Source organism: Mesorhizobium sp. BAC0120 (assembly GCF_033542235.1).
Classification (GTDB): domain Bacteria; phylum Pseudomonadota; class Alphaproteobacteria; order Rhizobiales; family Rhizobiaceae; genus JAWRCU01.
The window spans coordinates 151962-176781 of the sequence record NZ_JAWRCU010000005.1; the positions used below are offsets into that span (position 1 = coordinate 151962).

Sequence of the window (24820 nt, forward strand, 5' to 3'; positions counted from 1 at the left end):
GTAAGGCGCGCAATATGGCAGACCCGGTCTTTTTCGCGCCGTCTCGGCCGATATCCGTTTCCGAGATCGCCGGACGCACCGGTGCAAAGCTCGTAGATGACGCCCATGCAGAGCGCATCGTCACCGGCATCGCTTCGGCCACCGAAGGCGGTGAGGGCAAACTGGTCTTCGTGGAGGGCAGGCGCAATGCCGGCCTGCTGAAGGGGCTCAGCGCTGCCGCAGTGCTTTGCACCGACGATATCGCCGCGTTGGTTCCGCCTCAGGTCGCCGTTCTGGTTACTCCGAAGCCGCAAAGGGCTTTTGCCCTGATAGGCCGCCTCATCTATCCGACGGCTGCGCGGCCGCAGGCCCTTACAGGCGAATCCGGGATATCGCCCCGCGCAACTATTTCCGACACGGCTTTCCTCGAGGAGGGCGTCGTTGTCGAAGCAGGGGCGGTGATCGGCCCGCGTGTCGCCATCGGTTCGGGATCGGTGATCGCGCCCAATGCGGTGATCGCCGCCTGGTCGCAGATTGGACGCGACTGCTTCATAGGGCCCGGCGCGACCGTCCAGTGCGCGTTGATCGGCAATCGCGTCGTGATACACGGAGGCGCCCAGATCGGCCGCGAAGGCTTCGGCTTCGTCGCCGGCCCTCGAGGCGCGGAGCGGCTGCCGCAGATCGGCCGCGTCATAATTCAGGATGATGTCGAGATCGGAGCCAACACAACAGTCGATCGCGGCGCCATGGCGGATACGGTGATCGGCGAAGGTACCAAGATCGATAATCTGGTTCAAATCGCCCACAACGTTGAAATCGGCCGTTTCTGCCTGATCGCCGGCAAGGTCGGCTTGTCGGGCTCCGTCAAGCTCGGCGACGGTGTCCAGCTCGGCGGGGGGGTCGGCATCGCCGATCACGTGACGATTGGAAGCGGGGCACAGCTTGCCGCCAGCTCCGGCTTGATGCATGACATTCCCGCTGGCGAGCGCTGGGCCGGCACACCGGCCAAGCCGGTCAATCAGTTTTTCCGCGAGGTCGCGGCGATCCGCCGCCTGACAAGGCCCAAAGGGTCGAAAGGGGATAGTGATGGCGAGTGAGCTAGCGGCGACCCTCGGCACAGCCGACATCGGCGACCTTCTGCGCATGTTGCCGCATCGCTATCCATTTCTGTTGGTCGACCGCATACATTCCATCGACGAGGACAATTCGGCGGTAGGAATCAAGAACGTTACCGTCAACGAGCCGCATTTCCAGGGTCATTTTCCTGGCCAGCCGGTCATGCCGGGTGTTCTCATTATCGAGGCGATGGCTCAGACGGCAGGCGCGATCTGCATCAAGAAGACGGCTGGCGAAAGGCCTGCGGTCGTCTATTTCATGACCATCGACAACGCAAAATTCCGCCGCCCGGTCGTGCCGGGCGATCAACTCGAGATCCATGTGAGAAAGCTGAAGAACCGCGGCAACATCTGGAAATATGCCTGTGAGGCGATCGTCGACGGCGCCAAGGTTGCCGAAGCGGAAATCACGGCGATGATGACGCCCGCGCAGGCTTGATCGGCGCATATCGATGTCGGCCGCAACTCTCGTGCATCCATTGTCCGTCGTGGAATCCGGCGCCCGTTTGGGCGAACGGGTGAAAATCGGCCCATTCTGCCATGTTGGCGCCGACGTCATTCTTGAGGATGATGTCGAGCTTTTCAGTCACGTCTCGATCGTAGGAGCGACGACGGTTGGCGCAGGGACGCGCGTGTTCCCGCAGGCAGCTCTCGGCGGTCTGCCGCAGAACGCCAAGCACAAGGGCGGACGCACAACACTGTCGATCGGCAAAAACTGTACGATTCGCGAAGGCGTGACGATGCACACCGGCACCGACACGAGCCGCGGTGAGACGGTCGTGGGCGACAATGGCAATTTTCTCGCCTACACGCATGTCGCTCATGACTGCATTGTCGGTAAAAATGCGACTTTCGCCAACGGCGCTACGCTCGCGGGCCATTGCGAGATCGGCGACAATGTCATCATTGGCGGATTGACCGCTGTCCACCAGTTCGCGCGCATTGGCGACAATGCCTTCTTGAGCGGCTGCTCTGCAATTCCGGGCGACGTCATTCCGTTCGGGATCGCTCGCGGCAACCTTGCCAAGCTGCGGGGCCTCAACATAATCGGCATGAAGCGGTCCGGGCTCTCTCGCGCAGAAATCCACGCCGCGCGGCGTGCGTACCGAGCCGTGTTCGACCGCAGCCGACCGATTTCGGAGAATCTCACGGCAGCGACCGTCGAGTTCGCGAACTTTCCGGCGGCGATGAAAATCATCGATTTCCTGAAGTCGCGAGAGAAGCGCTACTTCCTCACCCCCGCTCTCGACGATGACGATGGCGACGAAGACGCCGATGCCGCCGCCTGAGACGCGGCCCGCCATCGAGCTCGCTGCAAGCGACCGTGTCGCAGTTATCGCCGGCAGCGGCCGGCTTCCCGTAAATGTCGCCGCTGGATTGAACGCCGCCGGGCATCCACCATTCGTGGTCATCACAAACGGGGAAGAGGCCGATGTCGACGAGCTCACCTCCTACGATCACGCAACGATCGAGCTTGAGCATATGGCCGATCTCATTCCCCTTCTTAAGCGCGAGCGGATAACGCATGTGGTGCTGGCGGGCGGGATCGGGCGCCGCCCGAGGCTGACCAGGCTGAAGCCCAGCCGCTACATGCTCACTACGATGCTGCCTCGCTTGGCCTTGGCCCTGGGGAAAGGTGACAATGCGCTGCTCAGCACGATTGTCGCCTTGATCGAGGAGGTTGGCCCGAAAGTGGTGGGAGCTCATGAAGTTGTGCCCGATCTACTGGCGATCGAAGGCGCCATTACCAGAGCGCAGCCCAAGAGCGCCGACTATCGTGATCTCCGTGCCGCCTTCAGCGCAGCCAAGGCCATAGGAGCGCTTGACATCGGCCAGGGCGCTATCGCGATCGGCGGCCGCGTCATTGCCGTCGAGGGGGTGGAGGGAACCGATGGGCTGCTGGCCCGGACTGCAAGTCTGCGCTCGCATCCGCGGTTGTCGGGCAAGAAGCGCGGCGTCATCGTCAAATGTGCGAAACCGGGGCAGGAGCTGCGCGCCGATTTGCCGGCGATCGGCCCCCAAACCGTCAAGGCCGCTCATGATGCCGGGCTTGCCGGAATTGGCGTGGAGGCAGGGCACTCGCTGATCCTCGACTATGAGACGGTGCGCTCTTCAGCCGATGCCCTCGGCCTTTTCGTGGTTGGCCTCCCGGGGGACACGGCTTGAACAGCACCGCACGGCCATTTCGTCTCGCCGTGGTCGCCGGAGAGGAATCCGGCGACCTGCTCGGTGCCGATCTCGTTCGCGCATTGCACTCTATGACCGGCGCGCCGGTGGAACTTGTCGGAGTGGGCGGGAGGCATCTTCAGGAAGAAGGGCTGAAAAGCCTTTTTGATCCGGCTGAGATCGCCCTGATGGGCATCAGCGCGGTGCTGCGCGATTTGCCGCGCTTGCTGCGTCGCATCGGCGAGACAGCGCGCGCGATTGCAGCAGCCAAGCCGGACTGTCTGGTGACGATCGACAGTCCGGACTTCGGCTTGCGCGTGGCTCGCAAGGTGAGGGCGGCCGCATCTGCTATCCCGATTGTCCACTATGTCTGCCCGAGCGTGTGGGCATGGCGTCCAGGCCGCGCGCCGGCCATGCGGCCCCATGTCGATCATATACTTTGCCTGCTCCCCTTCGAGCCGGAAGCCCTTGAACGCATAGGCGGACCGGCAGGCACCTTTGTCGGCCACAGGCTTTCGCATGACGCAGGCCTCGTCGCAGCGGTCGAAGCACAGCGGCAGCGCCGGTTACCTTCGGACGGCGAGCCCTCGACGTTGCTGGTGTTACCCGGCTCACGGAAGGGCGAAGTCTCCCGACTGATCCAGCCTTTCCGAGGGGCGCTCGATGTGCTGAGCCGGCGCGGCCACAGGCTGCGGGTGCTGATGCCCACAGTGCCACATGTGCAGCCCATGATCGAAGCGGCAGTCGCGGACTGGCCCGAACGGCCTGAAGTTATCGGTGATGTCGCGGGCAAGTGGCGTGCCTTCGGCGAAGCCGACGCCGCGCTCTCCGCGTCGGGGACGGTTACACTGGAGCTGGCGCTCGTCGGCGTGCCGTTGGTCGCCTGCTACAAGCTCGATTGGCTGGCGAACAGCATTCGTTTTCTGGTGACGGCCTGGTCCGCCTCGCTCCCGAACCTGATTGCCGATCGTCCGGTCGTGCCCGAGCTTTATAACGATATCGTCCGGCCCGAACATGTCGCCCGCCAGGTCGAAGCGCTGCTGTCGGACACTCAGCTTCGGCGCTGGCAACAGGACGGGTTCGCCGAGATCAGGAGGCGGCTCTCGACCGACAGGCCATCCGGCGAGATTGCTGCCGATGTCGTGCTGCGAACGGTCGAGGAACGTTCGCGAAAGATGGCTTTGTGAACCTAGTCTTGCGCCGAAAGCGCACAGTGGCTTCAGATAATCTTATCTAACAGCGAAATAGCGCAGCGTGGCGATCTGATTTCAACAACCACACTGCCCTAATCCCAGTCCTGCCGCCAAGCCTCAACGCTTGGCGATAGGCACGTAGTCGCGCTCGGTGTACCCGGTGTAAAGCTGACGCGGGCGCCCGATCTTCTGCTGGGGGTCCTCGATCATCTCCTTCCACTGAGCGATCCAGCCGACGGTGCGGGCGACCGCGAACAGCACGGTGAACATGGTGGTCGGGAATCCGAGCGCCTTCAGCGTGATGCCGGAATAGAAGTCGATATTCGGGTAGAGCTTCTTTTCGATGAAATATTCGTCGGTTAGCGCAATCTTCTCGAGCTCGATCGCCACATCGAGCATCGGGTCGTCCTTGATGCCCAGCTCGCCGAGGACCTCATGCGTCGTCTTCTGCATGATCTTGGCGCGAGGATCGTAGTTCTTGTAGACGCGGTGGCCGAAGCCCATCAGGCGGAAGGGGTCGTTCTTGTCCTTGGCCCGCGCGATGTACTGCGGAATGCGGTCGACGGTGCCGATTTCGGCAAGCATGTTGAGCGCCGCCTCGTTGGCGCCGCCATGTGCGGGTCCCCACAGGCAGGCGATGCCAGCCGCGATGCAGGCAAAGGGGTTGGCGCCCGAAGAACCCGCGAGCCGCACGGTCGAGGTCGAGGCGTTCTGCTCGTGGTCGGCATGCAGGATGAAGATGCGGTCCATGGCACGTGCCAGCACCGGGTTGACCTTGTACTCTTCGCAGGGCACCGCGAAGCACATGTGCAGGAAGTTCGCTGCGAAGGAGAGCTCGTTCTTTGGATAAATGAAGGGCTGGCCGATGTGATATTTATAGGCCATTGCCGCGATGGTCGGCATCTTGGCGATCAGCCGCATGGAGGCGACCATGCGCTGATACGGATCCGAGATGTCGGTCGAGTCGTGGTAGAAGGCCGAGAGAGCGCCGACGACGCCGCACATCACCGCCATCGGGTGTGCATCGCGGCGAAAACCCGTAAAGAAGCGCGACATCTGCTCGTGCACCATGGTGTGGCGCGTCACGCGATAGTCGAAATCGTCTTTCTGCGCCTTGGTTGGCAATTCCCCATAGAGCAGAAGGTAACAGACCTCGAGGAAATCCCCGTGCTCCGCGAGCTGGTCGATCGGATATCCGCGATGCAGAAGCACGCCTTCGTCACCGTCGATGAAGGTGATCTTGGACTCACAGCTCGCCGTCGAGGTGAAGCCGGGATCGTAGGTGAACGCGCCGGTCTCTTTGTAAAGCGACCCGATGTCGATGACGTCAGGCCCGACAGTCCCGTGCGACACTTCGAGATCGATCGACTTGCCATTAAATTCGAGTTTCGCCGCCGATACGCTCATCGGAATCTCCTGTCGGGTTTGGGCCTCGCCAGAACAGGCGGGAAAGGACGCAACGCGAGGTAGCGAGGCCTGCAAATGCGCGAGATTGCTATCGCATTCGGGATTGGCTGCCAAGCGCGACGCGCACCGTAATGTTGCATCGCACAAGGTTGGGTTCAATGAATTTTAGCGATGCCTCCGGCAGCCTGGCTTACTAACCGATTTGATCGGCAATTCGGCCGAGACTTTCCTCTCGGCCAAGCACGGCGAGTACGTCGAAGACGCCCGGCGAAGTGGCCCTGCCGGTGAGCGCGGCACGTAGTGGCTGCGCCACGTTGCCGAGTTTGAGAGCCTTGCTCTCCGCAAAACTGCGAATCACGGCTTCGGTCGATGGCGCATCCCATTCACCGTGGATGTTCTCGAGCGCGACCTTTGCCCCCCTCAGGACGTCCTGCGCCGATCCTGCGACAAGCGACGCAGCCTTCTCATCGAGCTGCAACGGACGCTCGGCAAACAGGAAGGCTGCGCCGTCGGCGAGCTCGACCAGTGTCTTGGCACGCTCCTTCAGGCCACCCAATGCCGCTTTGAGCTGCGCACCGCGCCGCTCGTCGAGCCGATCGAGAATCCACCGACCGTTGTCGAGATAGGGCAGCGTCTTAACGAAGATATCGAACAGCTCGTCGCTGCTCGTCTGTCGCATATAAACGCCGTTCAACGCCTCGAGCTTCTGGAAATCGAAGCGCGCCGGGCTCTTGTTGATGTCCTCTATCTCGAACCAGCGAATCATATCGTCGAGCGCCATGATTTCCTCGTCGCCGTGGCTCCAGCTGAGGCGGGCGAGATGGTTCCTGAGCGCGGCCGGCAGATAGCCCATGGCACGATAGGCATCGACGCCCAGCGCACCGTGCCGCTTCGACAGCTTGGCGCCGTCAGCTCCGAGGATCATCGGAACATGCGCCATAACGGGCACTTCCCAACCCATCGCGTCGTAGATGATCGTCTGGCGGGCCGCATTGGTAAGATGATCGTCGCCGCGGATGATGTGCGTCACGCCCATGTCATGGTCGTCGACGACCACGGCGTGCATGTAGGTCGGCGTTCCGTCCGAGCGCAGGATGATAAAGTCGTCCAGATCCTTGTTGGGGAAACGCACTTCGCCTTGCACGCGGTCATTCACGACCGTCTCGCCTTGGGTCGGTGCCTTGATGCGGATCGCCGGCTTCACACCGGCCGGCGCCTCGGAGAGGTCGCGGTCGCGCCAGCGGCCGTCATAGCGCGGCGGTCGACCCTCGGCGCGCGCCTTCTCCCGCATCTCTTCGAGCTCGGCAGCCGAGGCATAGCAGTAATAGGCCTTGCCCATGCGGACCAGTTCCTCGGCAACCTCACGATGGCGCGGCGCCCGCTGGAACTGCGAGATCGCCTCGCCCTCCCAGTCCAGGCCGAGCCACGTCATTCCGTCAAGGATCGCAGCCGTCGCCGCTTCGGTAGAACGCTCGCGGTCGGTGTCCTCGATCCTCAAAAGCATGATGCCGCCCGTGTGGCGGGCATAGAGCCAGTTGAAGAGGGCCGTGCGTGCCCCGCCAATATGCAGGAAGCCTGTTGGCGAAGGTGCAAAGCGTGTGACGACGGGTTTTGACATTGAGGTCTCTGGGTAAGCTGCAGCCAGCCGTGACGCCGGCATCGCCATGCCTTTCCAGGCGCATGGCGTTTTCCGGCCGCTCATGTAGCATGGAAGTTCGGTGCCGCAAGGGGTGAGGGATGGCGGGCCCGGACGACCAGGTTCGGCCAAAGGTGCCGTTCGATGAACGTGCAGGGTTTGCGACGGAGCTCATGCCGGCCCCGCCTGCAAACCTCGAACGCGCTGGCAGTTTGCCGCCCGCGCCTGGTTCGGCGTTCGGCCGGACTGCAGAAGTGCGATCGAAGATCGCCCGCATGGTGCGGTGGGGGGCAGTCCCGCGGCTTGGTGGCGCCGTCCGGAATGCGATTGCGACCGAATGGGACCGCGGAACAACCTTCCTGTTCACGCCCGTTTTCCTCGCGGCGGGCGCGCTGGTCTACTTCTCGATCGACAGCGAACCCAGCTTTGCGGAACTCGGTTCGAGCGTGCTCGCGATTGCTTTTGTCACGTGGCTGGCCCGATCGCGTCTTGTGCTGCATCTGATATTATCTGCCTTGCTCTGCTTTGCTCTCGGCATGACCTTCGCGAAAGTCGAGACCTGGCGTGCGGGCACGAGGATTCTCGCGGCCGAGATTTCGACCAGGCTGACTGGTCGCGTGGCGCTGATCGAGCAGCAGGCGAATGGGCGCATCCGCCTGACGGTGGACGTTCTTGCCACCGAGCGGCCGAAGCTGAAATACGTGCCGGAGCGAGTGCGCGTCTCAGCGCAGTCGATACCCGCCGGCCTTCGGGTGGGTGAAACCGTCGTAGGAGTTGCGCGGCTTGTGCCGCCGGCTGGTCCAACGCGGCCGGGCGGCTACGATTTCTCTTTCGCCAATTATTTCAACGGGATCGGCGCCAACGGCTTTTTCTTCAGACCACCGCAGCGGGTCGCCGAGTCTCCGCCCGCCGACATGGCCACACGGTTCTTCGCACTTGTAGAAAATTTGCGTGCTGGTCTGGGCGACCGAATCCGGACGGCAATTGACGGCGAGGCGGAGGGTGAGATTGCGGCCGCTCTGATCGCTGGCGTGCGTGCGGGGATTCCCGACGATGTGAACGAGGCACTGCGGCGAACGGGTCTCGCGCACGTGCTGTCAATATCCGGCCTGCATATGGCGATCGTGGCTGGAACGATCATGACAGCGCTTCGTGCCGGCTTCGCGCTGTTTCCGTCCTTTGCATCGCGGCGGCCCGTGAAGAAATACGCTGCCGGCGCAGCCATTCTAGCGCTCGGCATCTATCTCTTCATTTCAGGCTTCTCCGTTGCGGCGGAACGCAGCTTCCTGATGATCGGCATCATGCTTGTCGCGGTGATCTTCGATCGTGCGGCGCTCAGCATGCGCAATCTCGCCATCTCTGCGATCGTCATCATCGCTGTCTCGCCGCACGAAGTCGCCGGGCCCAGTTTCCAAATGTCCTTCGCTGCAACCGCCGCGCTGATCGGTGCCTATACTTCCTGGTCTGAAAGACGACGCGGTCCGCCAGCAATTCGTTCGGACCAAGGCCTGCTCCGGAGTGGCCTGACAAAGATCATCGGTCATGCCGTAGGACTGGCCGCCACATCGCTGGTCGCAGGGACGGCGACGGCAGTATACGGTGCTTACCACTTCCAACGCGTTTCGCCGCTCAGCGTGGTGGCCAATCTTGCGGCCATGCCGATCGTGTCCGCGATCGTCATGCCCTTCGCCGTGTTCGGCATGATTTTGATGCCGTTCGGTCTCGACAAGTGGGCCTTTCTAGTGATGGGCAAGGGACTGACCGCCATGATCGTGATTGCCGAATGGATCTCCGACGTGTCGCCCATCGACGGGGTAGGGCTTGTTCCGGCAAGCGCAGTCGCCGTGCTCACTGCGGCGCTGATCGCCGCGACGGTGTCGACAACTTGGCTCAGGCTCGTTGCCGTGCCCCTGACATTCGCCGGCCTGGCGATCATCATGGAACGCAGTTTGCCCGAAGCTTTGATCTCGGAAGATGCGCGGCTGCTGACAATCCGTACCGACGATGGCGCGCTGGCTGTCAACCGAATGCGCCCGAACGGCTTCACGATCGAGGACTGGCAGCGTGCCCTTGGGAGCGAGGTTCTCACCAAGCCGAAGAACGTGGCGATCGAGGATCCTCGCCAGCTCGCCGAAACCGGCGAGGAAGCTTTCAATTGCGCAGGAAATGTCTGCGTCGCCTATTCGGTCAGTGCGGCGCAGATCGTCCATGTTTCAACCGCTGCCGAGGCACTGCCGTTTTGCGCGATCGCTCAGCTGATCGTCATCGACGACGCTACAGCAGAAAACCCGTGCCTAGAAGCCGGCCCAACCGTGCTCACCAAGCGCGATCTCGCCCGGCGAGGCAGCGCGTCAGTAAGTTTTCAGAGGCGCGCCGGTCAAATGTCCGCGGAAATCGATTTTGCGATCAGCAAGCCGTACCGGCCCTGGCATACCCATCGGGCCTTCGCGCGCGAGGCGCGGGGGCTGGCGCCATATGAGCGGCAGAAGCCGACCGAGGCCGCTGCGCAACCGAAAGCGACGACAGCCAATACGGTCCCAGCCTCTCTTAGAATCGACAATGAAGCAGCCGATGATCCGGCCGCATCGCTCAGTAGCGGCGGATCAGCCCGACCAGCCGGCCCTGCACCTTGACCCGGTCAGGCCCGAAGATCCGCGTCTCGTAGGCTGGGTTGGCGGCTTCGAGCGCGATCGAGGCACCTTTGCGGCGGAAGCGCTTGAGAGTCGCTTCCTCGTCGTCGACCAGCGCAACTACGATATCACCTGGATTGGCCGTGCTGGTGTTGCGGATGATGACGGTATCGCCGTCGAAAATCCCGGCCTCGATCATCGAATCGCCCTTGATCTCCAGCGCGTAGTGCTCGCCGCCGGAGATCATCTCCGGTGGAACCGAGATCGAGTGGGTCTTGTGCTGAATGGCTTCGATCGGCACGCCCGCCGCAATGCGGCCCATCACCGGAATGGAAACGCCGCCCCCTTCGTCGTCATTGCTGGCGATGCGCTGGCGCACCGGCTCAGGCTTGCGGCCGAGACTGCCTTCGATGACACTCGGCGAGAACTTGTTGCGCGCCGGCGCGAGGCCGGGTGCGATCGAGTCCGGGAGCCTCAATACCTCCAGCGCCCTGGCCCGATTGGGAAGCCGGCGAATGAACCCGCGCTCCTCGAGTGCAGTGATCAACCGGTGAATGCCGGATTTCGAGGCAAGGTCGAGAGCCTCTTTCATCTCGTCGAAGGACGGAGGGATGCCGGCCTCCTTGAGCCGCTCGTGAATGAACAGAAGCAGTTCGTGTTGCTTGCGCGTCAGCATTGGCGGCCCCGAGAATCAGAAGCGAAAACAAAACCAGAACAATCACTATATGTTCCAGTTGTGTTCCGCAACCGTTTAAATTTTAATGAATCCGTAAAGGGGACGTTTGCTGTATCCGGTCAACGAAGCTCTATTGCAAGGCTGGTGTCTGCAACCTTCCAGAGCGTCAGACCATCCATCCTTGCAAGTGCTGCTCTCGAACTGCCAGCGCAATCCCGGTCTTCGGGGGGCGGGCGCAGCGGATGGACAGCATACTCAAAGCTGATACAGTGAGCATTCCCGTTGCAGGAGGGGGGCATGCCTGTCACGCTGGATGGGCCGGTCGGCCTGAGGTGGCGCAAGCAGAATGTGACGAACAATCAGCGGGATCAGCAGAAGATCATTGATCTCCTCTGGTCGATCCCGACTGACAAGGGCGGAAAAAAGGGGCTGATCCTCAGCGGAATTACCGTTGCTCCGCCGCTTGCGGGGCCGAATAAATTCTGCCCACAAGTTCTTGCAGATGCGATCTGGGACTTTCAGGTCTTCTGGAAGAGCAGTGGCATCTTTCAGAACATCGACGGCGTTGTCGATCCGAACATGAACACGCTCAAGCAGTTGAACCTGCTGGCGTCCGGCGGCAGTCCGGCCCCTATCCCGCCGAATCCTGCGCCAAAACCAGTCCCGATCGAGGAGTTCGATGATTGGTATGTAACCAATCTTAGCCTAACCGGAGTCAGTGTAGCTGCCCCGATTGGAGGGGGCGCATTTACTGGCCCCATCGTGTTCGAACACCTCGGAACACCACTTGGTCGAGAGAGAGTTCAGGGCAACATGTGGATCGCTGGATTCTCGGCGGGTTTGTCCGGAGGACTTCCAGGCCTGCAGGGCAACTCGATCGCCGCGAAGGTGGTGAAGTTTCTTGCCGACAATAGCGGCTTCTCCATCGGCGACTTGCCGGCAGGAACACGGGGCATTTGCGTTGCGAAGGCGAGGACGAAACTTATGTCGACCTCCTTTTTTGGTGGATGCCTGACTCACTTCTTGAGCGCCAATGTCTTCGTCGGCGGGTACGGCGCTTGGCTTTTGTTTTTTGGCCTGCCTGCCTCCGGCAATTGGGTCGGCCGACTTGCGACAGGGGCTGTGTTTCCCGGTGATATCGGTGAGAGTGCCAAAGGATTCGCCATCATTGCGGGTGGAGGACTTGGCATCTCGCTGTCCGCCGGAGGATCGTACAATTATTTCGCCGGCGATATAAAATAGCCAAGTCGAGATGGACGCCTGTCCAGCATCGCTTCCCCGGCGCGCCGTCTGTTCGCAAGGTCGGCTCCTCACCTGATCCTCGGGATGGCGTGATCGTGCTGAGGCGAAAGCCCATTCGTCTATGACCGGACAAGCTTTTCCAGAATTTCTCTTTCAAATAATGTCAGCGTAGCATCAACACCGGAACGATGGTTCCGGCCGGTGCTGCCGGTGCGCCGGGAGGGCGGATGATAAGCCCGTTGGCATCGGCAAGAACTCTCAGCATCGAGGAATCCTGGGCGCTGAAAGGTGAAGCCACAAGACCGCCGGGACCGGATGAAACCGAGGCGCGTACATAGTCCTGGCGTTGATCGTTGTCCGCCATGGCGCTGCCGAGCACTGCCTCGCGGATGTCTGCATCGGCCGGCCGGCCCGCCAGCTTTGCAACGAGCGGCTTCAGGAAGATGTGCGCGCAGATGAGACTCGATACGGGGTTGCCCGGCAGCCCCATGATGCTCGTCCGGCCGAGCCTGCCGAACATCAGCGGCTTGCCTGGACGCATGGCAATCCTCCAGAACTCGAGCGTCATACCCTGGGCCGTCAGCACCTGATTGACAAGGTCGTGATCGCCGACCGATGCGCCGCCCAGGGTGACGACTATATCGGCTTTGGCCGCCTGTGCTTGCTCGACCCGGGCGGCGATCTCGTCGTGGCGGTCCGGCACGATGCCGAGGTCGAGGACAGCCGCGCCGGCGGCGCGAGCGATCGCGGCAGTGCCGTAGCTGTTCGATGCGACGATCTGACCGGGCCCAAGCTCACTCCCCGGCGGCAGCAGTTCGTCGCCAGTGGCAATGATGGCGACCAAGGGACGCCGGAAGACTCGCAGGCTGCCATGATTGGCCGCGGCCGCCAAGGAAAGGGCTGCCGCATCAAGTACTCGGCCGCGGTCCAGCAGCGTGTCACCCTCGACAAAATCGAGACCAGCCCGGCGAATATGGCGCCCGGCAGAGACCGTCTCCAATACCTCGATAGTACGTTCGTCCAGGCGCTTGGCATTTTCCTGGATCAGTATGGTATCGGCTCCATCGGGCACCGGCGCGCCCGTGAAGATCCGTACGGCCTGACCGGTTCTGATCCCCCCTTCGAAAGGAGCACCGGCGGGAGCAGTGCCAATGACCGCGAGCTTCGCGCCCGGCGAGAGATCGGCCGCGTGAACCGCATAGCCATCCATCGCCGAAGCCGGGAAGGGGGGGTGCGTGCGAAGCGCTTTCAGCGGCTCGGCCAGCACGCGATCCGCGCATTCGGAGATCGAAACCGTTTCCACGCCACTCGGTGCCGCGCCGAAGAGCAGCTTGCCGAGCGCTTCCTCGACGGACAGCAATCCCATTGCCTATCCTTCGCCGGCGCGGAAATCGCCTGATTTTCCGCCGGTCTTCTCGAGCAGTCTGATGCCGGAAATGACCATGCCACGGTCGATGGCCTTCGCCATGTCATAGATCGTCAGGCAGGCAACCGAAGCTGCCGTCAATGCCTCCATCTCGACACCGGTCTTGCCGGTGACCCGCGCCTGCGCGCGCACGCGCAGCCCCGGCAGCGACCGATCCGGCTCAATGTCGACCGCGACCTTGGTGAGAAGCAGAGGATGGCAGAGAGGAATCAGTTCGTGTGTTCTCTTTGCCGCCATGATGCCGGCAATACGGGCCGCGCCCAGCACATCGCCCTTCTTGGCGTCGCCGGCGAGGATCGTCTCGAGCGTGGCCGGCAGCATGATGACTGTGCCCTCGGCAATAGCAACGCGCTCCGTCTCGGCCTTTGCGCCCACATCTACCATATGCGCCTCACCTGCGGCGCCAATATGGGTGAGCCGGTCTGCCTCAGCCATGGCGGCGCGCTGCAGGTTGCTGCGCACCGGCGCCGAAGAGCAGGGTGCGAGTCGCTGTCTCGACGTCCGCCTGTCGCATCAGGCTCTCGCCGACCAGAAAGGCGTCGACGCCGTGCTGGTGAAGCCGGATGCAGTCCTCATTGGCAAAGATGCCGCTCTCCGAGACGAGGAGACGGTCCTCCGGAGCGAAGGCGGCAAGCCGTTCCGACGTTTCCAGTGACGTCGCGAAGGTTCTCAGATCGCGATTATTGATGCCGAGGAGAGGGGATCTCAGCCGGAGCGAGCGCTCCAGCTCCGCCTCGTCATGCACTTCGATTAGCGCGTCCATTCCCAGCTCGAAGGCAGCGTCTTCGAGCGTCAGCGCTTCGTCGTCGGAAAGACTTGCCATGATGATCAGTATGGCGTCAGCGCCCCAGGCACGTGCCTCGTAAACCTGGTAGGGCTCGAACATGAAATCCTTGCGCAGAGCCGGCAGCTTCGTCGCCGAACGTGCGTTTGTCAGGAATTCCGGCGTGCCTTGGAAGGATGGCGTGTCAGTGAGGACCGACAAGCAAGCGGCGCCACCGGCTTCATAGGCGCGAGCAAGCGCCGGCGGATCGAAATCCGCACGGATCAGACCTTTGGATGGGCTGGCCTTCTTGATCTCTGCAATGAGGCCGAAAACACCTTTCGCGCGCTTTGCCTGCAAGGCGACGAGAAAGCCGCGTGGCGGCTCCGCATCTCGCGCCCGCACCTTTAGCTCGTCGAACGGCACGCGCGACTTCGCAGCGGCAATCTCTTCGCGCTTGTAGGCCTCGATCCTCTTCAAAATGTCGGCCATGATCTGCCTAGTCGTTGGATGTGCGTATCAGCGCGTCGAGAACGCCCTCGGCGCGTCCTTCGTCGATGGAGCGTGCCGCGAGCACGACTCCATCCGCCAGTGAATCCGCCTTTCCGGCGACGACGAGACCCGCACCGGCATTCATCAGCACCGTATCCCGATAGGCGCCTGGGGCACCCTCGAGCAGGTTCCGCAAGGCGCGCGCGTTGAAGGCTGCGTCGCCGCCGCGCAGGTCCTCGCGCCGATACCGGGGAAATCCGACCGATTCCGGCGTGATCGAGAACGTCGTCACCGAACCGTCCACGAGCTGCGATACTTTCGTTTCGCCCGTCGTCGTGATTTCGTCAAACCCGTCGCCATGCACAACCCAGACCTTCTCGGCATCCAGTGCCTGTAACGTCTTGGCAAGTGGTTCTACCCATTCCGCTGCGAAGACGCCGACCATCTGTCTCTTTACGCCGGCGGGGTTGGAGAGGGGGCCTAACAAGTTGAAAATGGTCCGCGTGCCGAGCTCGATTCGGGTCGGACCGACATGGCGCATTGCCGGATGGTGCGAGGGGGCGAACATGAAGCCGATGCCGGCCTCGCGGATCGTGCGGCCGATTGCTTCAGGTGTGAGATCGATTTTTATGCCGAGTGCCATCAGCACGTCGGCTGCTCCTGTCTGCGAAGAAAGGCCGCGGTTGCCGTGTTTTGCGACGGGCACGCCGCAGCCTGCGATCACGAATGCCGACGCCGTCGAGATGTTGACGCTGTGCGAGCCGTCCCCCCCCGTGCCGACAATGTCGACCGCACCGTCAGGAGCTTCGACGCGCAGCATCTTCTCGCGCATCGTGGCGACGGCGCCCGAGATCTCCTCGACCGTCTCGCCGCGCACGCGCAAGGCCATCAGGAAGGCGCCGATCTGGCTCGGTGTCGCCTCACCGGACATGATCGTGTCAAAAGCCGCACGAGCCTCCTCGAAGCTGAGCGGCTTGCCGGTAGCAACCTTTGCAATATGCGCCTTGAGCTCGCTCATGTCCCCTCGTCAGAAGGCCAACGACTGCTGGATGGCGCTCTGGTTGACCGTCACCTCATATTGGGTCTGCAACTGAGCCACGAGCTGGTCGAGCAGGTCTTCCGACAGTCCTGCCGCAAATTGCCGTCTCGCCTCCTCAGGCACGGAGTCCGGCCCGGCATCGGCAGGCTCGAAGACTTCGGTGACCTTGAAGAGAATGCGCCCGTCTCCAGCAGGGTTGTGGATCGTGCCGGCGCCGCCCTGTGCAACGCCGAAGACTGCGGCCACACCCTGCCTGCCGAAGTCGGCGTCATCGGCTTCGCGCTTCAGGCCACGCTTGGTCTGCTTCTCCAGCTTCAGCTCGGCAGCGATCGCGTCGAGGTCGGCGCCGTCCTTCACCTGCTTCTCCAGGTCGGCCATCTTGGCGTCCAGTCGCTTTTCCGCCTCCGCGGCCTTCCAGTCGGCTACGACCTTGTCACGGACCTCTTCGAGGGTCCGGTCACGCGCCGGCGTAATACCTTGGACCTCGTAATAGACGTAGCCGGAAGAGCCGATGTTGATCGCCGGGTTCTCTATGCCGACCTCGCTCTCGAAGGCCTGCTTCAACAACTCGGCCGATTCCGGGATGTCGTTGACAATGGTACCGTCCGGTCGCTGCGCCTGCCTGTCTATCGCGTCGATGGTCACGACCTTGAGGTTGAGCTTGGCGGCCGCCTCAGCAAGTGTCGCGCCGCCCGCCCGAGCGTCTTCGTAGGAATCATGCGCGTCGAGCAGTATCCGGCTTGCCTCGCTTGTCGCGAGCTGTTTGCGGATCTCCTCCTTGACCTGGTCGAGCGATTTGACGACCTGCGGCGTCACGGCGGTGACACGCACCAACACCGGCCCGAACGAGCCCTTGATGACGTCGCTTACCTGGTTCGGTTGCAGCGCGAAGGCAGCGTCGGCGATCGCCGGGTCGGGCACCTGCTCCTTGGTGAAAGTGCCAAGTTCCACATCCGCCGTGGTTTTGCCTGCGCCCTTGACGAGGTCCTCGAAGGTCGAGCCGGTTTTCGTGGAGTCATATGCAGTCTTCGCGGCTTCCTCGGACGGGAAAACCAGCTGCTCGATCGTCCGCTTCTCGGGCGTCGTATAGTTGGCAATATGCTGCTCGTAATCCTTCTTCACCTGCTCGTCGCTGATAGAGGCGGGGTCGGCGATCGATTCAGGGTCGAGCCTGATGTAGGAGATCTTACGGTACTCCGGCGCCGCGTAGCTGGCCTTGTGCGCTTCGAACCAGCTCTTCAGCGCAGAATCGGCCGGTTCCTCGATCGGCTCGACCAGGGAGCGCGGAACCGAAACGTAATCGACAGTTCGGTTTTCGCCGCGGTACAGCGCCACTGCGCGGAGGAAGGTAGCCGGCGCTTTCAGCCCGTCGGAAATCGCCTCGAGGATCTGCTGGCGCACGGCAGCCTGCTTGCGGGTTTTCAGATAGTCCTCGGCATTCATGCCGGCTCGCCTGATCATCTCCTCGAACTGCTGCCGGTCGAACTTGCCGTCGGGACCCCTGAAGGCCGGATCCTGGCGAGCAAGCTCAGCCAGCCGATCCTTGGAGACGCCGAGACCGAGCTTGCGCGCCTGCTCGTCGAGCACCGCGCCGGCGGTGAGCTGCCCTAGCACTTGCTGGTCGAGCCCGAGTGCCTTTGCCTGTTCGCGCGTCAGTCGAGTCCCGAACTGCTGCGAGAGAATCTGCATCTGGCGATCGTAGGCGAGGCGGTAGTCCTTCATCGAAACCGCCGTGCCGCCGGCTTCGATCACATGCGGCGATCCGAAACCTGTGATCATGCGTCCGGAAATGCCCCAGATCGCGAAGCTCACGACGAGCATGAAAAGAAGCAGCTTGGCAACCCAGGTTCCCGCGGCCGTGCGTAGTGCGTCGAGCATATCCAGTTCCGATCGCGCGCCTTTCTTTGGTTACAAGGGCGCGCCTGCCTGATGTTGGTTGGGCAATAGCGCCCTTATTTGCCCGGGTCTAGCCTGCTGTCGATTGCTTTGTGCCCTGATTTTGATAGTGAACCCGATGTTCCGCGCGTTAGGGAGGAAGCTTGATAATGTCTATTGCCATTCGTCCACTCGTCGCCGGTAACTGGAAAATGAACGGCACGGGCAGTTCGCTCGACGAGCTGCTGGCCATAGGCCGAGGCTTCACCGGAGAACTCGAAGCCGAGGCCGACGCGCTGATCTGCGTGCCCGCGACCCTCCTGTCGCGCGCCTCGGAAGTGTTGTCGCGGACGCCGGTGCGCAGCGGCGGTCAGGATTGCCATTGGAAGGAATCGGGCGCGCATACGGGGGATGTGTCGGCCGAGATGCTGAAGGATGCCGGCGCGTCGTTCGTGATCGTCGGCCATTCCGAGCGGCGCGCCGACCATGGCGAGACGGATGCCGTCGTTCTCTCCAAGGCGGAAGCGGCATGGCGGGCGGGGCTTGTGGCCATCGTCTGCATCGGTGAGACCAGAGCCGAGCGCGAGATCGGTGCCACGCTTGACATATTGTCGCGGCAGATCGCCGGCTCGGTGCCGAAAGGCGCGACGCACGAATCCGTAGTCATTGCCTATGAACCTGTTTGGGCGATCGGCACTGGACTCACGCCGACTGTCGAGGACGTCGCCGAGGCGCATGCGCATATCCGGAACGAACTTGGCAGCTTGATCGGTGCAGAAGCCGAGAGGACCCGCATTCTCTATGGCGGCTCAGTGAAGCCCGCGAACGCGCGCGACTTGCTGGCCGTAGCCAACGTCAATGGCGCGCTTATTGGTGGGGCGAGCCTGAAGGCGGCCGATTTCCTCGGCATCGCCGATGCCTATCGTGCCATCTGACCGCGAGGAGGGGCTCTCAGCCGAGGTTGCATTCCTCGATCGTGCCACCATATCTCAGCACGGGCTTGGAAATACTATGAAACGCGTGTATGGAGCCGCCTCCAACGGCGTCGAGCCCCGTCAGCGACGCTTGTGATTGCCGGGAATTCCATGCAAACAGTCCTTATCGTCATCCATCTCATGGTCGTCGTCGCGCTTGTCGGCGTGGTGCTGCTGCAGCGCTCCGAAGGCGGTGGGCTGGGCATCGGCGGCGGCTCGGGATTCATGACGGCCCGTGGTGCTGCGAACGCCTTGACCAGGGCTACCGGGATACTCGCGATCGCTTTCTTCGCGACCTCGCTGGGTCTTTCGCTGCTTGCCCGCTACGGGGAGCGACCGATCGACATTCTCGATCGCGCGCCGGTGAGCGGAGAACAGAACGGTGGTGCAGCCGGCAATGGCAGCGGCTCCGGTGGCGTGCTTGACAAGCTCGGCGGCAACAACAAGGCGACGCCACCTGCGGAAAATGGCGGGACGACGTCTCCGAGCGGCGAATCAAAACCGGCGACGCCGCCTCCGGCGCCGGCCCCAGCCTCACCGGCGGTCCCGAACAGCCAATAATTACGGGCGCTCAGGCGCCTCTCAAGGCCTGCGCAACCAGCCTCGTGCAATCCTGCCGAGGCTGGTTGTTGTCATTCGGACACACTGAATCCAAAACACATTCGAAGGACCGCATATCGCCGTTGCTGGGCCCGAGGCCAGCTTGTGAGCACGATTGTTGATCGCCTATAAGGGCAACGCGGCGGCAATTTCGATTTGGCGGATCAGCAGATTTTGCCGCCGTGTGCAAATCGATCACTCGGGCAACATCAAAATGAAATTTCGCAGCCTCCTTCTGCTGGGCATTGGCGCGGCTATCGCCTGTGCCCCGGCTTTCGCAGCGGGCACGACCGCTGACACCGGCAAGACTGAAGTCGTCGCAGCCGCAACCCAAAGCGTTGCAGCGCTTGAAGCCGCGACCTCAAAGACCGATCCGGCAACGGAGAAGAAGCTGAAGGCCAAGTCGGCCAGCAAGAAGAACAACAAGAAACTCGCCAAGGCGAAAAACAAGGCGGGCGTTGAAGAGGCCAAGGAAGAAGAGAAGCCGCGGGGACTGTTCGCGGCATTGTTCGGCGGCGGCCTCAAGCAAGCCCCCTCGAAGGAGGACGGCAAGGAAAAGGCGAAGCTTGTGGCGACTGTCGCCAAAACCAAGGCAGAGCCGGAAACTCAGCAGCCCCAGCCGATCCAGGTCTCGATCACCGGTAACAAGGGCGAGTTGCGGAGCGAGAACCTGGACAGAAAGCCGGACATCTTCGCAAGCCTTTTCGGCGGGACTTCTCGAGCCGAGATGCTGCCGGAAACCCGTGCTCTGGACTCGGTCCTCGAGGAGCGGCAGACCAGGAAGAAGTTCAAGGTGAGAGCGGAATTCGAGCCGCAGGAAGTCGAATTCCCCGGCTATGCCCCGGGCACTATCGTCATCGATACGAGCGCGAAGTTTCTCTACCTCATCGAGGATCGCTCGACGGCCCGCCGGTATGCGATCGCGGTCGGCCGGGAAGGGCTGCAGTTCAAGGGCAGCGTGACGGTCGGCGACAAGCAGGAATGGCCGCGCTGGATTCCGACGAAGGAAATGCAGCAGCGCGAGCCTAAGAAATATGGCCAGTACAAGGACGGCATGGACGGTGGGCCGGACAATCCGCTGGGCGCCCGTGCGATCTATCTCTACCAGGGTAAGCAGGACACGCACCTGCGCATTCACGGGACGAACCAGCCGCAATCCATCGGCTCCGCAGCGTCGAATGGCTGCTTCCGCATGATCAACGATCACGTGATGGATCTCTATCGCCGCGTTAAGCTCGGCACGCCCGTCGTCGTACTCTAGCGATCACGCGAAAATTCTCGAAGGGGCCGGCGGCGCCGGCCCTTTTTCATTGGGCGGCTGGGCCCTAGGACGACTGGCCGCAGTGCAGGAAAGTGTTGGCCGTGATTTTCCGCTGGCGGAATCACTTGGCCGGAGTTATGGCTTGGTTCCCATGGCGCGATATGTATTCATTACCGGCGGCGTGGTTTCTTCCCTTGGAAAAGGCATAGCTGCAGCGGCACTCGGTGCCCTCTTGCAGGCGCGTGGCTACCGCGTGCGCCTGCGCAAGCTCGACCCATATCTCAACGTAGACCCTGGCACGATGTCGCCTTACCAGCATGGCGAGGTGTTCGTGACCGACGACGGAGCCGAGACGGATCTCGACCTCGGCCACTACGAACGCTTCACGGGTCGCTCTGCGAACCAGGAAGACAACATCACCACAGGCCGGATCTACAAGAACATCATCGAGAAGGAGCGACGCGGCGACTATCTCGGCGCGACGGTTCAGGTGATCCCGCACGTCACCGACGAGATCAAGAATTTCGTCCTGTCGGGCAATGAGGAGTACGATTTCGTCATTTGCGAGATTGGCGGCACGGTCGGTGATATCGAGGCGATGCCTTTCCTCGAGGCAATCCGCCAGCTCGGCAACGATCTGCCGCGCAACAACGCCGTTTACGTGCATCTGACGCTTATGCCGTACATCCCGACCGCCGGCGAGCTAAAGACCAAGCCGACCCAGCACTCCGTCAAGGAATTGCGCTCGATCGGCATTGCACCGGACATCCTTCTGGTACGTGCGGATCGGATCATCCCGAAGGAGGAGCGTAGAAAGCTCTCGCTGTTCTGCAACGTGCGTGAGAGCGCCGTCATCCAGGCCCTCGACGTGCCGCACATCTATGACGTGCCGATGGCCTATCATAAGGAGGGGCTGGATTCGGAGGTGCTCGCTGCATTCGGCATTGACCCTGCGCCGAAGCCCCGCATGGAACGCTGGCAGGAGGTCTCGAACCGCATCCACAACCCGGAAGGCGAGGTGACGATCGCGGTGGTCGGCAAGTACACCGGCCTCAAGGACGCCTACAAGTCGCTGATCGAGGCACTCTCCCATGGCGGCATGGCCAACAGGGTGCGCGTCAAGCTCGACTGGATCGAAAGCGAGATATTCGAGCAGGAAGATCCGGCGCCCTTCCTGGAAAAGGTGCACGGCATACTCGTGCCGGGCGGCTTCGGCGAGCGCGGCTCGGAAGGCAAGATCCTTGCCGCGAAGTTCGCGCGCGAGCGCAAGGTGCCCTATTTCGGCATTTGCTTCGGCATGCAGATGGCCTGTATCGAAGCCGCCCGATCGCTTGCCGGAATAGAGAATGCTTCGTCGACCGAGTTCGGCCCCACCAAGGAGCCTGTTGTTGGCCTGATGACCGAATGGCTGAAGGGCAACATGCTGGAGAAGCGAAGGGCGGCGGGCGATCTTGGCGGCACCATGCGGCTCGGCGCCTATCCGGCCGAGCTGACAAAGCATTCCAAGATTGCGGAAATCTACGGCAACACGCTGATTTCAGAGCGCCACCGCCATCGCTACGAGGTCAATATCGACTACAAGGCGCGGTTGGAGGAATGCGGACTGCTTTTTGCCGGCATGTCGCCGGACGGCGTGCTGCCCGAGACGGTCGAGTATCCCGACCACCCTTGGTTCATCGGCGTGCAATATCACCCCGAACTGAAGAGCCGCCCCTTCGAACCGCATCCGCTGTTTGCGAGCTTCATCGGCGCGGCTATGGAGCAGAGCCGGCTGGTATAGCTTGCTCGTGCTTGCCATGAACATCTCGGACGTGACCGACGAACATCTCGGCGCAGGCTTTCCAGCTATAGCCTAGCGCCTTCTCCCTCGCATGCTGTCGATCGACGGTGAGTGCCGCCTGCGCCGCGGCCCCGAGATCCTCCGACAGCACGCCTGCCGTCCCGTCGCCGACGATGTCGATCGGGCCGGTGACTGGGTAGGCCGCAATCGGCAGCCCGCTTGCCAGAGCTTCCAGCAGCACAATGCCGAACGTGTCGGTGCGGCTCGGGAAGACGAACACGTCGGACGACGCATAGATGCGGGCTAGCTCCAGCCCGGTGCGCTCGCCGAGAAAATGCGCGTCGGTATGACGCGCCTTGAGCTGCGCCATCGCTGGACCGTCGCCGACCACGACCTTGCTGCCCGGCAGGTCGAGCCCGAGGAAGGCGCCGATGTTCTTCTCGACCGCGACACGGCCGACATAGAGAAATATCGGTCGCGGCAAACCAAGATCCCCGCTCCGGTCTGGGTTGAAAAGCTCGGTGTCGACCCCGCGAGTCCATGGCCTCAGCTTCGTGAAGCCCTTGCCGGCAAGTTCGGTCGCCAGCGAGGGAGTAGCGACAAGTGTCGCGGCCGCGGCATTATGGAAACGGCGCATCCACGCGTAGGTCCAGCTCTCGGGAAGGGGCAAGCGCGCCCGCAGATATTCGGGGAAGCGTGTATGGTAACTCGTCGTGAAGTGGTGACCTTCCTTCAGACAGGCCCAGCGCGCCATGAGCCCAAGCGGACCCTCCGTCACGATATGAACGTGGTCGGCGGCAGCGGCCTTTATTTGTCGGCGGACCTCTCCGGGCGTCGTCAATGCAAGCCGTATCTCCGGATAGGTGGGCATCGCGAGGCTGCGAAAACCGGCCGGCGTCAGGAAGACCGCCTCGACACCCATTGTGGGAAGCTTTTCGGAAAGGCGCTCCAGCGTGCGCACCACGCCGTTTACCTGCGGGTGCCAGGCGTCGGTGACCAGCAGGATGCGACGGACGTCGCTGTGCTGCGAGTCCGCGCCAGCTTCGCTTTTGGCTGAAGGCTGCTCTGCCTCGATTGCTGCCGTGATCGCCGGCTTCCCGCGCATCTGTCGAGCCCTGTTTCCGCCGCATGCGGGCGGATTCGCGGGGTTCATCGACGATTCTCGTGACAGGCAGATGATAGCGCCGCTATCGCTGCCGCCTGGCTGCCTGCGGGCTGTCAGGAGCGCCCATCACAGCGGGTGGTCATCTCGCGGATCGACAGCTATAAGGCCGGTCCTTGCAGGAATCCGTCATGTCCGGTCTCTTTGGCGCGCGCCGTAAGGCCGTCATCGCCTTCATCTTTGTCACTGCGGTGCTCGACATCGTGGCGATGGGAATCATTATTCCCGTCTTCCCGGAGCTCATCGAGCAATTCATCGGCTCGAACGCGGAAGCCGGCTGGATCAATGGCGTGTTCGTGGCGCTCTGGGCCGGCATGCAGTTCATCGCGTCGCCGGTGATCGGCTCACTGTCGGACCGGTACGGTCGGCGGCCGGTCATCCTGCTCTCCTGCCTTGGGCTGGCGGCCGACTATGTGCTCATGGCGTTGGCGCCGAACCTCTGGTGGCTCGCGCTCGGGCGCATCATTGCCGGCGTCACCTCGTCGAGTTTCACGACGGTGTTTGCCTACATGGCCGACATCACGCCGCCGGAGGGCAGGGCGCGCGGCTACGGACTTATCGGCGCCGCCTTCAGCGGCGGCTTCGTGCTCGGACCGCTGATCGGCGGTTTTCTCGGCGAGATCTCGCCGCGCGCGCCGTTCTGGTTTGCGGCCGGCCTGTCGGGAGTTGCCTTTCTCTACGGTTTGCTCATTCTGCCCGAGTCGCTCAAGCCCGAGAACCGCATGGAGTTTTCATGGTCCCGCGCCAACCCGTTCGGCGCGATGCGGCTCCTTGCTTCGCACCCCGAGCTTTCCGGCCTGGCGGTGGTGAACTTCCTTCTCTATTTCGCCCACCACGTCTTCTCGGCCGTGTTCGTGCTTTACGCCGGCTATCGCTACGGCTGGGGCGCCTGGCAAGTCGGCGCGCTGCTCGCCATGGTCGGTCTGCTCGACATGGCGGTGCAAGGGCTGCTCGTCGGTCCGGCGACGAAGCGCTTCGGTGATCGTCCGGTGATGGTCTTCGGCTTGTTCGGCGGAGCGTTTGGCATTGCCCTGATGGGGTTGGCGCCCGATGGGCTCACCTTTACGCTCGCCATGTTCCCGAATGCGCTCTGGGGCCTAGCCATGCCCACCATTCAGTCGCTGATGACGCAGCGCGTCTCCGAATCCGAGCAGGGGCAGCTCCAGGGCGCCAACATGAGCGTCGGCAGCATCGCCGGCATCGCCTCGCCACTATTCTTCGGCGCGGTATACGCCTTCACGCTGAGCGAAGATTCGTGGCTGCCGTTCCCCGGCACATCGTTTCTCATCGCCGCGCTGGTGCTCCTTGCTGCTGCGGTGATCGGCTGGAGGGTGGCGCGGCGGGCCGAACGCGCCGAGCAGCCGGCGTAATGGCTTACGCCGCTCTGCATGCCTTGAACCCGCG

General features: G+C 62.5%; 21 protein-coding genes. 12 read left to right on the forward strand and 9 right to left on the reverse strand.

The features are described from left to right. Window positions 1–14: 14 nt before the first annotated feature. The 5 genes from lpxD to lpxB are packed head-to-tail and all read left to right on the forward strand — an operon-like array spanning window position 15 to window position 4447. Window positions 15–1076 carry a UDP-3-O-(3-hydroxymyristoyl)glucosamine N-acyltransferase gene (gene lpxD / locus SAZ10_RS13745; RefSeq protein ID WP_318609805.1) on the forward strand — a complete coding sequence of 354 codons (1062 nt, stop codon included), beginning with the start codon at window positions 15–17 and terminating at the stop codon, window positions 1074–1076. Next, window positions 1066–1533, forward strand: a complete 468-nt coding sequence (fabZ, locus tag SAZ10_RS13750) for a 3-hydroxyacyl-ACP dehydratase FabZ (RefSeq protein WP_318609806.1) — start codon at window positions 1066–1068, stop codon at window positions 1531–1533. Before lpxD ends, fabZ begins: the two co-directional genes overlap by 11 nt. 13 nt (window positions 1534–1546) lie before the next feature. Continuing rightward, window positions 1547–2383 carry an acyl-ACP--UDP-N-acetylglucosamine O-acyltransferase gene (gene lpxA / locus SAZ10_RS13755; protein WP_318609807.1) on the forward strand — a complete coding sequence of 279 codons (837 nt, stop codon included), beginning with the start codon at window positions 1547–1549 and terminating at the stop codon, window positions 2381–2383. Continuing rightward, the gene (locus SAZ10_RS13760; RefSeq protein WP_318609808.1) at window positions 2352–3260 is read left to right on the forward strand and encodes an LpxI family protein; all 909 of its coding nucleotides are present in this window, start codon (window positions 2352–2354) and stop codon (window positions 3258–3260) included. Before lpxA ends, SAZ10_RS13760 begins: the two co-directional genes overlap by 32 nt. After that, window positions 3257–4447: a lipid-A-disaccharide synthase gene (gene lpxB / locus SAZ10_RS13765; RefSeq protein WP_318609809.1), complete on the forward strand. Its 1191-nt coding sequence runs from the start codon at window positions 3257–3259 to the stop codon at window positions 4445–4447. Before SAZ10_RS13760 ends, lpxB begins: the two co-directional genes overlap by 4 nt. A gap of 123 nt (window positions 4448–4570) precedes the next feature. Here the strand turns inward: lpxB and gltA are convergent, their stop codons facing one another. Continuing rightward, window positions 4571–5860: a citrate synthase gene (gene gltA, locus SAZ10_RS13770; protein ID WP_318609810.1), complete on the reverse strand. Its 1290-nt coding sequence runs from the start codon at window positions 5858–5860 to the stop codon at window positions 4571–4573. Window positions 5861–6053: 193 nt separating this feature from the next. Then, a complete protein-coding gene (gltX, locus tag SAZ10_RS13775; RefSeq protein WP_318609811.1) occupies window positions 6054–7478 on the reverse strand; it encodes a glutamate--tRNA ligase in 1425 nt (474 codons plus the stop codon). A gap of 272 nt (window positions 7479–7750) precedes the next feature. Here gltX and SAZ10_RS13780 point away from each other — a divergent pair, with 272 nt between their 5' ends. After that, window positions 7751–10129, forward strand: a complete 2379-nt coding sequence (locus SAZ10_RS13780) for a ComEC/Rec2 family competence protein (RefSeq protein WP_318609812.1) — start codon at window positions 7751–7753, stop codon at window positions 10127–10129. Here the strand turns inward: SAZ10_RS13780 and lexA are convergent. After that, window positions 10086–10802, reverse strand: a complete 717-nt coding sequence (gene lexA, locus SAZ10_RS13785; RefSeq protein ID WP_318609813.1) for a transcriptional repressor LexA — start codon at window positions 10800–10802, stop codon at window positions 10086–10088. The two genes, SAZ10_RS13780 and lexA, sit on opposite strands and share 44 nt — an antisense overlap. A gap of 297 nt (window positions 10803–11099) precedes the next feature. On the opposite strand from lexA, the gene SAZ10_RS13790 reads away from it, so the two are divergent. Next, window positions 11100–12044 carry a hypothetical protein gene (locus tag SAZ10_RS13790; RefSeq protein ID WP_318609814.1) on the forward strand — a complete coding sequence of 315 codons (945 nt, stop codon included), beginning with the start codon at window positions 11100–11102 and terminating at the stop codon, window positions 12042–12044. A 163-nt stretch (window positions 12045–12207) separates the two neighbouring features. Here SAZ10_RS13790 and glp read toward each other — a convergent pair whose 3' ends face one another. The 5 genes from glp to SAZ10_RS13815 are packed head-to-tail and all read right to left on the reverse strand — an operon-like array spanning window position 12208 to window position 17642. Further along, the gene (glp, locus tag SAZ10_RS13795; protein ID WP_318609815.1) at window positions 12208–13410 is read right to left on the reverse strand and encodes a gephyrin-like molybdotransferase Glp; all 1203 of its coding nucleotides are present in this window, start codon (window positions 13408–13410) and stop codon (window positions 12208–12210) included. A gap of 3 nt (window positions 13411–13413) precedes the next feature. Next, entirely contained in the window at window positions 13414–13905 is a 492-nt protein-coding gene (moaC, locus tag SAZ10_RS13800; RefSeq protein WP_318609816.1) for a cyclic pyranopterin monophosphate synthase MoaC, read from the reverse strand. Further along, window positions 13898–14725 carry an indole-3-glycerol phosphate synthase TrpC gene (trpC, locus tag SAZ10_RS13805; RefSeq protein ID WP_318609817.1) on the reverse strand — a complete coding sequence of 276 codons (828 nt, stop codon included), beginning with the start codon at window positions 14723–14725 and terminating at the stop codon, window positions 13898–13900. The genes moaC and trpC overlap by 8 nt, the downstream gene beginning before the upstream one ends. A 7-nt stretch (window positions 14726–14732) precedes the next feature. Beyond that, window positions 14733–15743, reverse strand: a complete 1011-nt coding sequence (gene trpD / locus SAZ10_RS13810) for an anthranilate phosphoribosyltransferase (protein ID WP_318609818.1) — start codon at window positions 15741–15743, stop codon at window positions 14733–14735. A 9-nt stretch (window positions 15744–15752) separates the two neighbouring features. Continuing rightward, window positions 15753–17642, reverse strand: coding sequence for a SurA N-terminal domain-containing protein (locus tag SAZ10_RS13815; RefSeq protein ID WP_318609819.1), 1890 nt, complete (start codon window positions 17640–17642; stop codon window positions 15753–15755). A 167-nt stretch (window positions 17643–17809) separates the two neighbouring features. Here SAZ10_RS13815 and tpiA point away from each other — a divergent pair, with 167 nt between their 5' ends. From tpiA to SAZ10_RS13835, 4 genes are all read left to right on the forward strand, one after another. Next, a complete protein-coding gene (gene tpiA / locus SAZ10_RS13820) occupies window positions 17810–18574 on the forward strand; it encodes a triose-phosphate isomerase (protein WP_318609820.1) in 765 nt (254 codons plus the stop codon). Window positions 18575–18724: 150 nt separating this feature from the next. Beyond that, window positions 18725–19174: a preprotein translocase subunit SecG gene (secG, locus tag SAZ10_RS13825; RefSeq protein ID WP_318609821.1), complete on the forward strand. Its 450-nt coding sequence runs from the start codon at window positions 18725–18727 to the stop codon at window positions 19172–19174. 253 nt (window positions 19175–19427) lie between these two features. Beyond that, window positions 19428–20474 carry a L,D-transpeptidase gene (locus tag SAZ10_RS13830; protein ID WP_318609822.1) on the forward strand — a complete coding sequence of 349 codons (1047 nt, stop codon included), beginning with the start codon at window positions 19428–19430 and terminating at the stop codon, window positions 20472–20474. Between the two features lie 151 nt (window positions 20475–20625). Further along, on the forward strand, window positions 20626–22254 hold the full coding sequence (locus SAZ10_RS13835; protein ID WP_318609823.1) for a CTP synthase: 1629 nt from the start codon (window positions 20626–20628) through the stop codon (window positions 22252–22254). Here SAZ10_RS13835 and SAZ10_RS13840 read toward each other — a convergent pair. Beyond that, the gene (locus SAZ10_RS13840) at window positions 22229–23407 is read right to left on the reverse strand and encodes a glycosyltransferase family 1 protein (RefSeq protein WP_318609824.1); all 1179 of its coding nucleotides are present in this window, start codon (window positions 23405–23407) and stop codon (window positions 22229–22231) included. The genes SAZ10_RS13835 and SAZ10_RS13840 overlap by 26 nt on opposite strands. A gap of 140 nt (window positions 23408–23547) precedes the next feature. On the opposite strand from SAZ10_RS13840, the gene SAZ10_RS13845 reads away from it, so the two are divergent. Next, the gene (locus tag SAZ10_RS13845) at window positions 23548–24786 is read left to right on the forward strand and encodes a TCR/Tet family MFS transporter (RefSeq protein ID WP_318609825.1); all 1239 of its coding nucleotides are present in this window, start codon (window positions 23548–23550) and stop codon (window positions 24784–24786) included. The last annotated feature ends 34 nt before the right edge of the window (window positions 24787–24820 follow it).